Here is a 14,257-nt window from a genome sequence, read left to right on the forward strand (position 1 = left end):
GGGCCCTTCGACACCGAACATGCGCCCGACGCTCCCGGTCGGCGAGCATGTCCCCATGCCCGCCGCCGACGTCCACCCGACCAGCCGACAACAACCCGGGGTACTCGGGTTGCTGCTGGCCGTGCAGGAGCGCTTTCGCGACATCCGCGGTCAGAACGCCGCAAGCGCACTGACGCTGTCGCTGTTCCTCTCGATCTTCCCGCTCATCCTGGTGGCGGTGTCGGTGCTGGGCTTTGTGTCGGCCGGTGATCCCAACTTCGTCAAGGACACGATCGACAGCCTCAACCTCACCGGCGAGGCCCAGAAGATCTTCACCAACGCGGTGAACTCGGCCCAAGAGAACCGCGGCGCAGTGGGGATCGTCGGCCTGATCACCGGCGTCTGGGCGGGGCTTGGGGTGGCCACCGCCCTGCAGGTGGCCGCCAACGTGCCGTGGCAGGTGGCCGGGCGCGGCATCATGGATAAGGCGATCGGCTTGCTGTTCCTGCTGGGTGCCGTCGTGTTGTTCATCGGGACCGGCGTGGCCTCGTGGGCGATCGGCCTGCTGCCCAGTTGGCTCGCCATCGTCGGCGAGGTGGTTCCGTTCGCCGTGTCGGTGCTGTTGTTCGTGTGGATGTACTGGTTGTTGTGCCGATACAAGCTGACCGTGCGTCAGGTACTGCCGGGGGCGATCGTCGCCGCAGTAGGTGTCGAGGTGCTGAAGCTGCTGGCCATCTACTGGCTGCCCGGCGTGATCGCCAAGAGCCAAGGCATCTACGGCTCGATCGGCGTCGTGTTCGGCATCTTCGCCTGGCTACTGATCTTCGGGAAGGTGGTGCTGTACGCATCGGTGCTCAACGTCGTGCTCGAGGAGCGACGCAGCGGCACGATCGACATGCTGATCTGCGTGCCTCGAGTAGCCGACCATGCAGGGGAGCCGCGGACCAACCGCGGCGGCCTGGTCGACGAGGACCGCAAGGCACTCAAGCTGCCGTGGCAGAAGCCCCTGCCCGATCCCGGTGAGGGCATCACCGCCCGCGTCACCAAAGGTGACACCGTCGACGTGTGAGTTGGGCGCAGGAAGCGGCACTGCCAGACTCGGCCCATGACCGTTATCAAGATCAACGCCATCACCGTCCCCGCCGATTCCGGCGACACACTGGCCCAGCGATTCGCCGCGCGCGCCGGTGCCGTCGACGGACAGGCCGGCTTCGAGGGCTTCGAGCTGCTGAAGCCCACCGACGACCGCACCACCTGGCTGGTCATCACCCGCTGGGCCGACGAAGCCAGCTTCGAGGCCTGGGTGAACAGCCCGGCATTCGGCAGCGGCCATCAGGGCGGCGCCAAGCCCGACGGCGGGGGCGCCAAGCCGGAGGGCGGCGGTCACCCCGGCGGCGCTCCCGGCGGGCATACGGGGGGTCACCCGGGTGGCGGCCCGACCGGCGAGGGCGACACCCCGGCCCCGGTGGCGATGAGCGCCGAGCTGTGGAGCTACGAGCCCGCCGGCGGTTCCTCGGGCTCCTGAGCCCCGGACGACCTCGCTCGCCATCGGCCATTCGGGCCGGTGGCAGCATCGTCATCGGTTTCGGACGCAGAGCCGACAGCGTCCTTCTACTTGGGCACGAGGTCTACTTGGGCACGAGGGCAAACACCCTGATGTCGCGATCCTGGGCTGTGTCCTTGTAAGTGTCGAAGGACGGCCACAGCTCGCTCATCTTGCCCCAGGCGTCCGCCCGCTCCTCGCCCTCCAAGCGATGCGCAACCGCCGGGAAGCGGCGGCCCTTCACCTCCACCTCGACGTTGGGATCGTCGGAGACGTTCAACGCCCAAGCGGGATGGCTCACACCACCCCAGTTGCTGCCGATGACGAGGTAGCGCCCGTCGTCGTACCTGTACGCCAACGGCGTTGCCCGGGCCTCACCGCTCTTTCGTCCGGTGTGGTGCAGCACCACGGTGGGCAGCACCGCATCGGTCAGACGAATCCGCCCTTTGGTGACCTTGTTGACGAACCGGTCGGCCGGCGGCATCGTCCGCTGCAGTATCGGCTGAAATCGCCTGCTGGTCGTTAGCTTGGCAACTGATGACTTCACTTTGCTGGCGAGGCTCACCAGCGCAGTTTGTCGCATCGAGGCCAAAGCGACACGTTCACTGACGAGCCCGAGGTCTGCTCGTAGGCTGAGGCTCCGCCAGCGAGCCCGACCAGTCGACGGAGGCCCCATGACCGAACGCCATGCTGCAAGCATGTGGTCGCCGGCCGATCCCGCCGAGGTTCGCGAAGCGCTGGCGGATGTCGGATACCTGGCCGACGACACGCTGGCCACCGCCATTCTGTTGGCCCTGCGGATGCAGCGGCCCCTCTTTCTCGAGGGCGAGCCCGGTACCGGCAAGACCGAGGTGGCCAAGGCGCTGATCGCGATCCGGGGTGGGGAGCTGATCCGGCTGCAGTGTTACGAGGGCATCGACGCCAGCCAGGCGCTGGCCGAGTGGGATCACCCCCGCCAGCTGCTGGCGTTGCGGGCGGCTGAAGCGGCCGGCGCAATCGCCGGCGACCACCGCGATGCGGCCGCTCTCGAGGCCGGCTTGTACGACGAGCGCTACCTCATCCGGCGCCCGCTGCTGGCCGCGTTGACACCGGCCCCGGTGCCGCCGGTGTTGCTGATCGACGAGATCGACAGGGCCGACGACGAGTTCGAGGCCTTTCTGTTGGAGGTGCTGTCCGAGTGGGCGGTGACCATTCCCGAGCTGGGCACGATCCGCGCCGAGGTTCCCCCGATCGTCATCGTGACCTCCAACCGCACACGCGACGTCCACGACGCCCTCAAGCGGCGGTGCCTCTACCACTGGTTGGACCACCCCGACGTCGAGCGTGAGGTGGCAATCCTTCTGGTCCGGGTCCCGGGGGTGGGCGAGCACCTGGCCCGTCAGGTGGCCGAGGGCACCGCCGCACTGCGCAGCCTGCGCCTGACCAAGCCGCCCGGCGTCGCCGAGGCGATCGACTGGGCCACCGCCCTCGTCGCCCTCGGCGCGACACGCCTCGACACCTCCACGGTCGGAGCAACGTTGGGGGCAGTGCTGAAGTATCACGAGGACCACCAACGGGTGCAGGGGCTGCCCCCCGATGCCCTGCTCACCTCACCACGAGACGACTGAGCCCGGCATGCCGGCGCAGCCCACCAGTTTCGAGGCTTGGGCGAGCGAGTTGGCCACCCTGCTGCGCGACCGGGAGGTTGCGGTGCCGGTCGACGCGCTGATCACGTTCGTCGCTGCGCTGGGCGAGGTGGGCGCGCTCGGGCGAGCGACCGTCCACGATGCCGGACTCGCCACCCTCCTGCGAAGCCCTGACGACAGGCCCGCCTTCGACCAGGCCTTCGCTCAGTGGTGGGACGGAACCCCAGGGGCACCACCCGCCGGGGACGACGCAACCCCCGAAGTCGAGCTGGCGTTCGACCAGGACGAGGGAAATGGGACGGCCGACGATGAGGCGGGTGACGATCCCTCCGAGGCACTGCGCTTCTCCGCCGCCGAGCGGTTGCGCCACGTCGACCTGGCCCAATGCAGCCCGGCCGAGCTGGACGAACTGCACCGGCTGATCTCCCTGATCGCGCTGCGACCCGTCGAGCGGCGCACGCGTCGGCGTCGACCGGCACAACGCTCCGGCGACAGAATCGACCTACGGCGCACCCTTCGAGCGACGGTGGCCAGCGACGGCGATGTGCTCGCCTGGCACCGCTCCCGGCCCCGCCAACGCCCGCGCAAGGTGGTGTTGCTCATCGACGTCTCGGGGTCGATGGAGCCCTATTCGCGAGGCCTGCTGCGCTTCGCCCATGCGGCGGTCTCCGGCAGCGGGCGCACCGGGGTGAAGGTGGAGGCCTTCGCCGTCGGCACCCGGCTGACCCGACTCACCCGGGAGCTGTCCGAACCCAACCCGGACGCTGCGCTCGGATTGGCCACCGACGCCACACGGGACTTCTCTGGCGGCACCCGCCTGGGCGACACCCTGGCCCAGTTCGTCTCCGACTGGGGCGCCCCCGGCATCGCCCGGGGCGCCGAGATGGTGGTCCTCTCCGACGGGTGGGACCGGGGCGATGCGGCGCTGCTCGATGACACCATGGCCCGGCTCGCCCTGCTGGCACGGCGCGTCATCTGGGTCAACCCGCTGCGCGCCTCACCCGGGTACGCACCGCTCGCCCGGGGTATGGCAACAGCCCTGCCCCACGTCGACGAATTCGTCGACGGACACTCGTTTGGCTCGTTGGAGAACCTGGCCGAGCTGTTGGGACAACGCCGGTTCGGCGTCTACTAGGTTCCTGTGCGCACATCTCCACCGTGTCACCCTTCGGGACACACCCAGCGAGAGGGACCTTCATGAGCATGTCAGGCGGCTACCAGCCCCCACCTCCCGGCGGCGGGTTCCAACCTCCCCCACAGGGCATGGTGTCCACCACCTCGAACAACGACGCGACCATCGCCCTGGTCGCCGGCATCCTCAGCCTGGTGTGCTGTGGCTTCGTCGCCTCCATCCCGGCGATCATCTACGGCAACCGGGTGCGTCACGATCCCAGCAACCCTCAGCAGGGTTTCGGCACCGCCGGGTTCATCATGGGTTGGATCTCGGTCGCGCTGTCCCTCGTGGGCATCGTCGTCTGGGTCATCGTGCTCGTTTCCGGTGGATTCTCCGTAAGCACCTACTGACTGACGCCCGCCGCAAAACCGGCCGGTCCACCCACCAACCATCGAAAGCAATCGCATGAGCATGCCCGGAGGCCCCGGAGGGTTTGCCCCTCCTCCCAACACAGGTGGCTTCGCCGCCTCCACCGAACAGGATGCGATCATCGCGCTGGCCACCGGCATCTTCGGGCTGCTGTGCTGCGGCCCCGCCGGAATCGCAGCGATCATCTACGGCAACAAGGTACGCAACGACCCGATGAACCCGAAGCAGAACTTCGGGACCATCGGCTTCTTCCTCGGCATCGCAGCGCTCGTGCTGTGGGCTGCCGCGCTGCTGTACCGGGCCGTGGGCTAAGCGACGCGCTCACCCGGATGGGGCGCTTTTAGCGCCAGCACCGGGGGCCGACGCCTGAGGTTTCATTTCGGATCGGGTGAAATCTCAGCCGCTCGCGTGTACGGTCGGCGGGGCGTCGTCCGTTTGGGGGGACCCGATCACCGATCGGGACCGGACGGGGTGCTCCCGTCTCGACGGGTGCACCGGTTGCGACGCCACCGGGGGTTGCCGTGCAGATCTCAGTCACCGTCAACGGGGCGTCGTCCAGCCACGATGTTGAACCCCGGCAGCTACTCGTCTACTTCCTTCGGGATCAGCTGGGGCTGACCGGCACCAACGTCGGATGCGATACGTCCTCGTGCGGGGCGTGCACGATCCACGTCGACGGCGAGTCGGTGAAGAGCTGCACGATGCTCGCCGTTCAGGCCGACGGCGCCGAACTGACGACGATCGAGGGGATGGCCTCAGCCGATGGCACGCTGCACCCGATGCAGCAGGCCTTTCACGAGAACCACGGCCTGCAGTGCGGCTACTGCACGCCGGGCATGGTGATGGCCGCCACCTCGCTGATCGAGGAGCAACCCGGACTCGACGAGGCGGCGGTTCGCGAGGGGCTCGAGGGCAACCTCTGTCGCTGCACCGGCTACCACAACATCGTGGCCGCCGTGCTCGCCGCCGCCGGGTCGACCGACACGCAGGTGTCGCTCGCCGGGACCGACGCGGGGGCGGGCCGATGAGCACCGACACCCCCACCGATGTGGATACCTCGGCCACCGAGACCGACCAGCTGACCGTCGAGGAGGCCGCCGACACCGTCGACCAGGCCGACCTGGGCGAGGACGGCGGCGCCGGCACCAAGGAGCGCATGTTCGGCCAGCGTCGGCTGCGCAGCGAGGACCCGCCGCTGCTCACCGGCGAATCGAAGTTCACCGACGACCTCGACCTGCCCGGCGCCCTGTGGGCCGTGCTGGTGCGATCGCCGTTCGCCAACGCCACCATCACCTCGATCGACACCGCCGAGGCCGAGGCAGCCGATGGCGTCGTCGCCGTGCACACCGGCGCCGAGCTGGCCGACACGTGGGCCAACCCGATGCCGTGCGCCTGGCCGGTGACCGACGACATGGTGAACCCACCGCACTACCCACTGGCCGCCGAATCGGTCCGCTACGTGGGCGACGCCGTCGCCGTCGTGTTGGCCACCACCCGCCAGGCGGCCGTCGACGCCGCCGAGCAGGTGATCGTCGACTACGACCCAGTGCCGGCGGTGGTCGACCCCGAGGCGGCCGCCACCAACGAGGTGCTGGTGCACCCCGACCTGGGAAGCAACGTCTGTTACGACTACGACGTCACGCCCGACCCGGTCGCGCTCGAGGCCGAATTCGCCAACGCCACCCACACCGTGTCCGAGCGCTACATCCAACAGCGCCTGTTGCCCTCGGCGATGGAACCGCGGGGCACCGCCGTCGTCCCCGAACCGTTCGGCGGCGGCATCGTGGTGTACTCCTCCACCCAGATCCCCCACATCCTCAAGCTGATGCTGGCGATCACCTGCGGCGTGCCCGAACACAAGGTGCGCGTGGTCACCCCTGCGGTTGGTGGCGGGTTTGGCGCCAAGCTGAACGTCTACGCCGAAGAGGTGCTGTGCGTGACGCTGGCGATCAAGCATGGCAAGCCCGTGCGCTGGACCGAGACCCGCAGCGAGGCCGCCCAGGCCACCACCCACGGCCGTGGGCAGGTGCAGTACATCGAGCTGGCCGCCGACGAGCGCGGCAAGGTGTCGGCGATGAAGGTACGCCTGGTCGGCGACATGGGCGCCTACCTCCAGCTGCTCACCCCCGGCATTCCGCTGCTGGGCGGGTTCATCTACCACGGCGTCTACGACATCGGTAACTACTCGTTCAAGTGTCAGTCGGTGTTCACCAACGCCGTGCCCACCGACGCCTACCGCGGCGCAGGCCGGCCCGAGGCCACCTACGCCATCGAACGGGCGATGGACGCACTCGCCCGCAAGATGGGGGTAACGCCGGAGGAGATCCGCCGACGCAACTACATCCAGCCCGAGCAGTTCCCCTACACCAACCCCACCGGCGCCATCATCATGGACTCGGGCAACTACGAGCCGACGATGGCGCGGGCGTTGGAAATGGCCGGCATCGACGAACTTCGGGCCGAACAGCAGCGTCGGCGGGACGCCGGCGACACCAAGGTGCTCGGCATCGGTATCTGCACCTACATGGAGATGTGTGGGCTGGCGCCCAGCCGCACGCTTGCCGCCCTCAACTATTCGGCCGGCGGCTGGGAAGCCGCCACCGTACGGATGCTGCCGACCGGGGGCGTGCAGGTGGTCACCGGCACCTCGCCGCACGGCCAGGGCCACGAGACCTCGTGGGCCATGCTGGTCGCCGACCAGATGGGCATCGATCCCGACCTGATCGAGGTGTTGCACTCGGACACTGCGATCAGCCCGCTGGGCCTCGACACCTACGGCAGCCGCTCGCTGTCGGTCGGAGGCACAGCCGTGCACCTGGCCACCGAAAAGGTGATCGAGAAGGCCAAGCGCATCGCCGCACACCTGATGGAGGCCAGTCCCGACGACCTTGAGGTCTCGGCGGGCACCCTGCAGGTAAAAGGCACGCCCACCAAGTCGATGACGCTGCAGGAGGTGGCCTTTGCCGCCTTTGCCGCCCACGACCTGCCCGAGGGAGAGGAGCCCAACCTGGAGGCCCAGGTCAGCTGGGACCCACCCAACTTCACCTTCCCGTTCGGCACCCACATCGCCATCGTCGAGATCGACACCGAGACCGGCGAGGTGCGTTTGCAGCGCTACATCGCGGTCGACGACTGCGGACCGCAGGTCAACCCGCTGATCGTCGAGGGCCAGCTACACGGCGGCATCCTTCAAGGCGTCGCCCAGGCGCTATGGGAGGAGGCGGTCTACGACGCCGACGGCCAGCTGCGCACGGTCACGCTTGGCGACTACCTGGTGCCATCGGCGATGGAGACGCCCAACTTCGAGCTGGACCACACCGTCACGCCCAGCCCATCCAACCCGCTGGGCGTCAAGGGCGTTGGCGAGGCCGGCACGATCGGCTCCGCCCCGACGGTGATGAACGCGGTCGTCGACGGCCTGTCGCACCTGGGGATCACCGCCATGGACATGCCGGCCAGCCCACACAGGGTGTGGTCGGCCATCCAATCCACGGGTCAATCCGCCGACGCCGAGAAACCCACCGCCCAACCGGAGGGGAGCGCCAGATGATTCCCGCAGCGTTCGACTACGTCCAAGCCGACAGCGTCGAGGCCGCCCTCGCAGCGCTCACCGAACACGGTGATGAGGCCAAGCTGATGGCGGGCGGTCACAGCCTGCTGCCGATGATGAAGCTGCGCTTGGCGGTGCCCGAGGTGATCGTCGACATCGGCCGCATCGACGACCTGTCCTACATCCGAGAAGACGGTGACGAGCTGGCGATCGGTGCGCTCACCCGCCACCGGGTGCTGGAGTCCAGCGACGTGCTGGCACAGCAGTGCCCGATCCTCAAACACGTCGCCCACCTGGTCGGTGACCCGCAGGTACGCCATCGGGGCACGATCGGCGGCTCGCTGTCGCACTCCGACCCGGCATCGGACCTACCCGCCGCATGCCTGGCGCTGGGCGCCACCCTGGTCGCCGCCAGGGCGGACGGCTCCAGCCGGCGGATCCCCATCGGCGACTTCTACACCGGCTTTCTCGAGACCACCCTCGACCCCACCGAGATGATCACCGAGGTGCGGGTACCGAAGCGTCCCGGCACGTCGTGGAACTACCAGAAGTTCAACCGTCGGGCGATCGACTGGGCGGTGGTCGGAGTGGCCGCTGTCATGGGAAACGGCAGCGGCGGCCAACCCGGTGTGGCCCTGGTCAACATGGGATCGACCAGCATTCGGGCCGGCGCCACCGAGGAGGCGCTCGCCCAGGGCGCAACGGCCGCCGACGCCGCTCAGCTGGCCGATGCCGACACCGAACCACCCGACGACCTCAACGGCTCCCCCGAGTACCGACGTCACCTGGTCAAGGTGCTCACCCGTCGGGCGCTCCTGGGTGCCGGGGTGGCGTAGGGAGGCTCAGCCGATGTGCCCCAACGTGAACGCCACACCCAATGCGGTCAACGAAAACCCGTCGGTGACGTGACCGTCCGCGATCAGTCCCCGCAGGTCGGCGACCGGCACCCACTCCACCCGGTCGGCCTCGTTGGTGTCGGTCGGTTCCCCGATGTGCTCGGCCTCGGTGGCCATAAAGACATAAAACGTCTGGTCGCTCGACCCGTTCGACGGGTGGTAACTCGTCAGCGGGCTCAGAGGACCAGGCCGCCAGCCGGCCTCCTCCTCGGTTTCACGGGCCGCGGTCTCGATGGGTTGCTCCCCGGGGTCGATCCGCCCGGCGGGCAGCTCCCAACCCCAGCTGTCGGTGATGAACCGATGCCGCCACAGCATCAGCACCCCCCGTTCGGGGACCGCCACGAGGGCGGCCGCTGCCTTGTTGGGGTAATGGGCGACGTGATGCCAGAGGCGCTGCCCGTCGGGCAGCTCGACGTCCGCCTGGCGCACCGACACCCACTCGCTCTCGTAGATCGATCGCCATCCGTGAACGGTCCATTCCATACCCCGCAGCGTAGGTTGAACTGATGCGAGAGCTCCTGGGGGACTTGGCGCAGTGGCGCGATCACGGCGTTCCCGCCGCCCTGGCCCGCGTCGTCGACGTTGAGGGTTCGGGCCCCCGCCAGCCGGGCGCGGCCATGGCGGTGGCCGCCGATGGCCGGGTGCTCGGCTCCGTGTCCGGCGGCTGTGTCGAGAGCGCTGTCGTCGCCGAAGCGCTCGACATCATCGACACCGGCGAGCGGCGCATCGTCACCTTCGGGTACTCCGACAACGATGCGTTTGCGGTCGGCCTCACCTGCGGCGGCACGATCCACCTGTTCATCGAACCGCTCGACTGGTGAATCTTTTCGAGCGACTGACCGAGTGCGTCGAGTCGGGGCTGCCAGTGGCGCTGGCGACGATCATCGAGGGCGACGGCGTTGGGGCCAAGCTGCTCGTCACACCTGACGGACCGGCGCTCGGCACGCTTGGCAACGACGACCTCGACCGGGTGGTCACCCGTGACGCTCTCGGCGAGTTGGCCGCCGGCTCGACCGGCATGCGCCACTACGGGCCCGCCGGCGAGGCCCGGGAAGAGGACCTGTCGATCTTCATCGAGAGCTTCGCCCCACCGCCCCGGATGTACATCTTCGGGGCGGTCGACTTCACGGCGTCGCTGGTGCGGGTGGCCAAGCTGCTCGGCTACCACGTCACCGTCGGCGACGCCCGCGCCGTGTTCGCCACCAAGGCCCGCTTTCCGCAGGCCGACGAGATCATCGTCGACTGGCCCCAGCGGGTGCTCGCCGCCATCGAGGAGCCGCTCGGGCAGCGCGATGCGGTGTGCGTGCTCACCCACGATGCCCGCTTTGATGTGCCCGCCATCATTGCTGCGGCAGCGACCAATGTCGGCTACCTCGGGGCGATGGGCAGCCGCCGCACCAATGCCGAACGTGAGGCGCTGCTGGTCGAGGCCGGCATGTCCCCCGACCAGCTTGCCCGGCTGCACTCCCCCATCGGTCTGGACCTGGGCGCACGCACGCCGGAGGAGACCGCCGTGTCGATCTGTGCCGAGATCATCCAGATGCAGACCGGCCGTTCCGGCGGGCCGTTGCGCCACGGCAGCGGAGCGATTCACTGAATCCCGGCCACCCGAACGCGGACACGGCAACGACCGACACAGCGAGGGGCAACCCAGGAACTGGCGACCCTGCAACTCGCGACCCGGCAACTGGCTGCCCACCCGAGGACGGCGCAGCATCTGGTGACGCCTCACCAGCTGGCCGGGCAACAGTGGGCATCGTGCTGGCCGCCGGGGAGGGCTCGCGCTGGGACGGCCCGGGCCACAAGCTGCTCGCCCCGCTGAGCGACGGTCGACCGGTCATCGTCCATGCGGTCGAGGCGGCCGTCGAATCCGGGATCGGCCCCGTGGCGGTCGTCTGGGGCGCTGTCTCCGTCGCCGACGCGCTGGCGGGCCTCAACATCACCCTGGTCGAGCATCCCGGCTGGGCGGCCGGCCAGGCGACGACGTTGGCGGCGGCCATCAGCTGGGCGAGTGGTCGAGGTGCCGGATCGGTCGTCGTCGGTCTGGGCGATCAACCCGGGGCGACGGCCGCTGCGTGGCGCGCCGTCGCTCATGCAGAAGCCAGCCCGCCGATCGCTGCGGCCTCCTACGATGGGGTGCTCCGAACGCCGGTTCGGCTTCCCGAAAGCGTTTGGGCGGACCTGTCGGCGGTTGGGGACCAAGGGGCACGGGTACTGATGAGGTCGCAACCCGATCTCGTTCAAGGGGTGGCCGTTACCGGCGTTCCCGATGACATCGACACCATGGAGGAACTGCGGCGATGGAACTGAGCAACACGTTTGAGGTGAAGGCCCCGATCGAGGAGGCATGGACGAAGCTGACCGACCTCGAGCTGATTGCGCCGGCCATGCCGGGAGCCCAGCTGGAAGAGGTCGAGGGCGACGAGTATCGAGGCACGGTCAAGGTGAAGGTTGGCCCGATCACCGCTAAATATAAGGGCACGGCCAAGATCGTCGATAAGGACGACGACGCCAAGATGGTGATCATCGACGCCAAGGGGCGCGACACCCGGGGCCAGGGCAACGCCAACGCAACCATCACGGCCCAGCTCACCGAGGCCGGCGCCGACGTCACCAAGGTGGAGCTGGTGACCGACCTGACCCTGACCGGCAAGGTGGCGCAGTTCGCCCGCGGGGTGTTGTCCGACGTGTCCACCAAGCTGATCGGCCAGTTCGTCGACAACCTGGAGTCCGACGTGTTCGCCGGCGGCGACAAGGCTTCGACTGCTGCGGCGCAGCCACAGGACGAGGCCGACGAGGCCGGGCCGGCTGCGACCGACAAGACCGCTGAGGCGAAGGACACGACCGGCAAGGCGGCGTCGACTGCGACCGACAAAACCACTGACACGAAGGACACGACAGGCAAGGCCGAGCCGCCCGCCACCGCCAAATCCACTGACACGAAGGACACGACAGGCAAGGCGGGATCGGCTGCGACCACCGGCCCCGGCGAGTCGGCAGCTGACGCTGGAGAAATGTTGTCCTCCGCATCCGGCGCCGAAGAGCCCGATTCAAAGGTCGCCGCTTCCAACGACGACGCCTCGAGCGAGGCATCGCCCGGCAAGACCGCCGACACCGATGCGGTCGACTCCAGCAAACCCCTCGACGCTGACAGCGCTACCGGCGCCGCAGCGGCAAGCGGAACGCCATCCGCTCGAGCGACCGACGCAACCGCTGCGGCTCCGGCAGGGGTCCGCAAGATCAACTCTCCCGAGGCCGAGGCGGTCGACCTGATCGATTCGGCTGGCGCGCCGCTGGCCAAGCGGGTTCTGCCGGCGCTGGGCCTCCTCGCCTTGGTGCTGCTGATCATTCGAATCCTGCGGAACCGCTCCTCGCACTGACCGGGGGCAGCCTCCCCTATCCTCTCCGGATGCCCCAGCACGCAGCTCCGAGCGCCGACACGATCCGAGCAAAGGTCACTGCCCATCCGACTTGGCGCCACCCCATCGACGTCGGCGCTGGCGTCGTCACCCCTGGGGGCGAAGACGTCAACACCGAGCTGGCGCTGATGGCACTGCCGGCACATCTCGACGGCCAGCGGGTGCTCGACGTCGGGTGTTCGGACGGCTTTTACAGCTTCACCGCCGAGGACCGAGGAGCCTCCGAGGTGATCGGCATCGACGACCTATCGTCGCTCATGGTTGCGGGCAGCAATGGGTTCGCCATCGCCAAGGAGCTCCGAGGGTCAGCCGCCCAGTTTCGTGACCGCTCCATCTACGACCTCGACCCCGACGTTGACGGCATGTTCGATTCGGTGTGGTTCCTCAACGTGCTCTATCACCTCGAGCACCCAATGCTCGGCTTCCGCAACCTGGCCAAGGTAATCAGGCCGGGCGGGCTTCTGGTCTTGAAGACCTACGTCCACCAGGACGTACGAGTGTGGCTGCCCGGCACACTGTCTCGACGGCTGAAGCGCGATGCCGTCGGCTTCGACCTCGGCCATCGACCCCGTCTGTGGTTCTACCCCCACAGCGAGCTGGCCGGTGACCCCACCAACTGGGTGGGGCCCAACGTCGCCTGCGTCGACGCCATGTTGGACGCTGCCGGGTTTGACGTCATCCGCAACCTGGGCGTGCACGGTGACCGGTATTACCTGCACGCTGTTCGTCGGGCCGACTGACCGGGCCGACCACGGTCCTGGGGCACATGGAGGTCACCGTTGAGGCACTGGGTCGGTAGGGGCGGCTCCCGCTACCGCTCACCGCCTGGCGGAACCGTCAAGCGTCGTCATTGGTGTCCAACGGCCAGCCGTGCATCGCCCGGAGTTCCTTGATGAGGTTGTTGAAACGATCCTCAGCCAATCCAGCGCCCTCGCGGCGGACGTCGGCTGGCTTTACACGGAGGATGCGGTCGATCTTGGCAAAGCTGGGTCGATGCTCGCGGTCCCAGTCACCGGTGCCGATCGGCACGCAGTCGTTGCGGTGGTGGTCCCTGCTGGTCAGCTGCACCACGCCCAGCACCGGCCCGTCCCACCCGATGACCGCCACCGGCCGGTCCTTGCCCTGGCTGGGGTCGTCCTCGTAGCTGACGTAGGTCCACACAACTTCGCCCGGGTCGGGCTCGCCGTCCGCCTCCGGCGCATAGCTCACCTCGAGCGGCCCCGACGTGTCCTTCGGCCTCGTGGCGGCGGTTGTTGCTTCGGAGTCCTTGGTACGGGTCGTGGTGGCGGCATTGGGCTTGGCTGGGTTGCGCGTGACGGCGTTGGCCCGACCGGATGGCCGAGCGGCCTTGGTCGTGCCGGATGACTTGCGGGCTTCGGCCGTGCCGGCCTTGGAGGCGGACGGCTTCGTCGAGCGCCGCTGGACCCAACCCGACCCGGCCGCCGACTTTTCGGACGGCTTGGCCATGTACTCCACGAGCTCGGTGGCCAGCTTGGTGAACCGCTTGAGCCTGCTCATGGCTCCATGCTTTCAGCCCAAGCTTCCAGAACAGCCATCACCCCACCCCGACCGCCGCTGTCGACCCATGGCTCGGACCGAAGTCTGCCGCTTCCGCGTCGTAGAGCGCGCGATAGCGACAGATTTCGCGTAACTGTTCAGGTGTCTGATTCGTTGGTATGACAGGGATCGCGCGCTCCGCGCG

17 protein-coding genes are annotated in these 14,257 nt (G+C 68.4%); 14 read left to right on the forward strand and 3 right to left on the reverse strand.

The features are described from left to right. The first annotated feature begins 55 nt into the window (after positions 1–55). Positions 56–1,048: a YihY/virulence factor BrkB family protein gene (locus PKD89_RS17580; protein ID WP_289010578.1), complete on the forward strand. Its 993-nt coding sequence runs from the start codon at positions 56–58 to the stop codon at positions 1,046–1,048. 36 nt (positions 1,049–1,084) lie between these two features. Continuing rightward, complete coding sequence (locus PKD89_RS17585; RefSeq protein ID WP_289010577.1) at positions 1,085–1,504, forward strand: antibiotic biosynthesis monooxygenase family protein; 420 nt, start codon at positions 1,085–1,087, stop codon at positions 1,502–1,504. A gap of 103 nt (positions 1,505–1,607) precedes the next feature. Here the strand turns inward: PKD89_RS17585 and PKD89_RS17590 are convergent, their stop codons facing one another. Further along, the gene (locus PKD89_RS17590; protein ID WP_287379538.1) at positions 1,608–2,006 is read right to left on the reverse strand and encodes a nitroreductase/quinone reductase family protein; all 399 of its coding nucleotides are present in this window, start codon (positions 2,004–2,006) and stop codon (positions 1,608–1,610) included. Positions 2,007–2,196: 190 nt separating this feature from the next. Between PKD89_RS17590 and PKD89_RS17595 the strand changes: the two genes are divergently transcribed. The 7 genes from PKD89_RS17595 (at position 2,197) to PKD89_RS17625 (ending at position 9,076) form a co-directional block, all read left to right on the forward strand. Then, on the forward strand, positions 2,197–3,129 hold the full coding sequence (locus tag PKD89_RS17595) for a MoxR family ATPase (RefSeq protein ID WP_287379537.1): 933 nt from the start codon (positions 2,197–2,199) through the stop codon (positions 3,127–3,129). 7 nt (positions 3,130–3,136) lie between these two features. After that, a complete protein-coding gene (locus tag PKD89_RS17600; protein ID WP_324332665.1) occupies positions 3,137–4,282 on the forward strand; it encodes a vWA domain-containing protein in 1,146 nt (381 codons plus the stop codon). A gap of 62 nt (positions 4,283–4,344) precedes the next feature. After that, entirely contained in the window at positions 4,345–4,671 is a 327-nt protein-coding gene (locus PKD89_RS17605; protein WP_289010575.1) for a hypothetical protein, read from the forward strand. A gap of 55 nt (positions 4,672–4,726) precedes the next feature. Further along, positions 4,727–5,002, forward strand: a complete 276-nt coding sequence (locus PKD89_RS17610) for a hypothetical protein (protein WP_287379534.1) — start codon at positions 4,727–4,729, stop codon at positions 5,000–5,002. A gap of 209 nt (positions 5,003–5,211) precedes the next feature. Further along, positions 5,212–5,718, forward strand: a complete 507-nt coding sequence (locus tag PKD89_RS17615; RefSeq protein WP_287390837.1) for a (2Fe-2S)-binding protein — start codon at positions 5,212–5,214, stop codon at positions 5,716–5,718. Beyond that, on the forward strand, positions 5,715–8,240 hold the full coding sequence (locus tag PKD89_RS17620; RefSeq protein ID WP_289010574.1) for a xanthine dehydrogenase family protein molybdopterin-binding subunit: 2,526 nt from the start codon (positions 5,715–5,717) through the stop codon (positions 8,238–8,240). The genes PKD89_RS17615 and PKD89_RS17620 overlap by 4 nt, the downstream gene beginning before the upstream one ends. After that, a complete protein-coding gene (locus PKD89_RS17625; RefSeq protein ID WP_287379531.1) occupies positions 8,237–9,076 on the forward strand; it encodes a xanthine dehydrogenase family protein subunit M in 840 nt (279 codons plus the stop codon). Before PKD89_RS17620 ends, PKD89_RS17625 begins: the two co-directional genes overlap by 4 nt. A gap of 6 nt (positions 9,077–9,082) precedes the next feature. On the opposite strand, the gene PKD89_RS17630 is transcribed toward PKD89_RS17625, so the two are convergent. Next, complete coding sequence (locus PKD89_RS17630; protein ID WP_289010573.1) at positions 9,083–9,619, reverse strand: NUDIX hydrolase; 537 nt, start codon at positions 9,617–9,619, stop codon at positions 9,083–9,085. A 23-nt stretch (positions 9,620–9,642) separates the two neighbouring features. Here PKD89_RS17630 and PKD89_RS17635 point away from each other — a divergent pair, with 23 nt between their 5' ends. The 5 genes from PKD89_RS17635 (at position 9,643) to PKD89_RS17655 (ending at position 13,295) form a co-directional block, all read left to right on the forward strand. Next, complete coding sequence (locus PKD89_RS17635; RefSeq protein ID WP_287390832.1) at positions 9,643–9,957, forward strand: XdhC family protein; 315 nt, start codon at positions 9,643–9,645, stop codon at positions 9,955–9,957. Continuing rightward, complete coding sequence (locus tag PKD89_RS17640) at positions 9,954–10,733, forward strand: XdhC family protein (RefSeq protein WP_287379528.1); 780 nt, start codon at positions 9,954–9,956, stop codon at positions 10,731–10,733. Before PKD89_RS17635 ends, PKD89_RS17640 begins: the two co-directional genes overlap by 4 nt. Positions 10,734–10,894: 161 nt before the next feature. Beyond that, on the forward strand, positions 10,895–11,446 hold the full coding sequence (locus PKD89_RS17645) for a nucleotidyltransferase family protein (RefSeq protein WP_287390831.1): 552 nt from the start codon (positions 10,895–10,897) through the stop codon (positions 11,444–11,446). After that, a complete protein-coding gene (locus PKD89_RS17650; protein ID WP_289010572.1) occupies positions 11,437–12,516 on the forward strand; it encodes an SRPBCC family protein in 1,080 nt (359 codons plus the stop codon). Before PKD89_RS17645 ends, PKD89_RS17650 begins: the two co-directional genes overlap by 10 nt. A 29-nt stretch (positions 12,517–12,545) precedes the next feature. Further along, the gene (locus tag PKD89_RS17655) at positions 12,546–13,295 is read left to right on the forward strand and encodes a class I SAM-dependent methyltransferase (protein WP_289010571.1); all 750 of its coding nucleotides are present in this window, start codon (positions 12,546–12,548) and stop codon (positions 13,293–13,295) included. A 97-nt stretch (positions 13,296–13,392) separates the two neighbouring features. Here the strand turns inward: PKD89_RS17655 and PKD89_RS17660 are convergent, their stop codons facing one another. Continuing rightward, the gene (locus PKD89_RS17660; protein WP_289010570.1) at positions 13,393–14,073 is read right to left on the reverse strand and encodes a type II toxin-antitoxin system PemK/MazF family toxin; all 681 of its coding nucleotides are present in this window, start codon (positions 14,071–14,073) and stop codon (positions 13,393–13,395) included. Positions 14,074–14,257: the final 184 nt, after the last annotated feature.

Origin of the sequence: Candidatus Neomicrothrix sp., assembly GCF_035329545.1 — a bacterium.
Taxonomy (GTDB): Bacteria; Actinomycetota; Acidimicrobiia; order Acidimicrobiales; family Microtrichaceae; genus Microthrix; species Microthrix subdominans.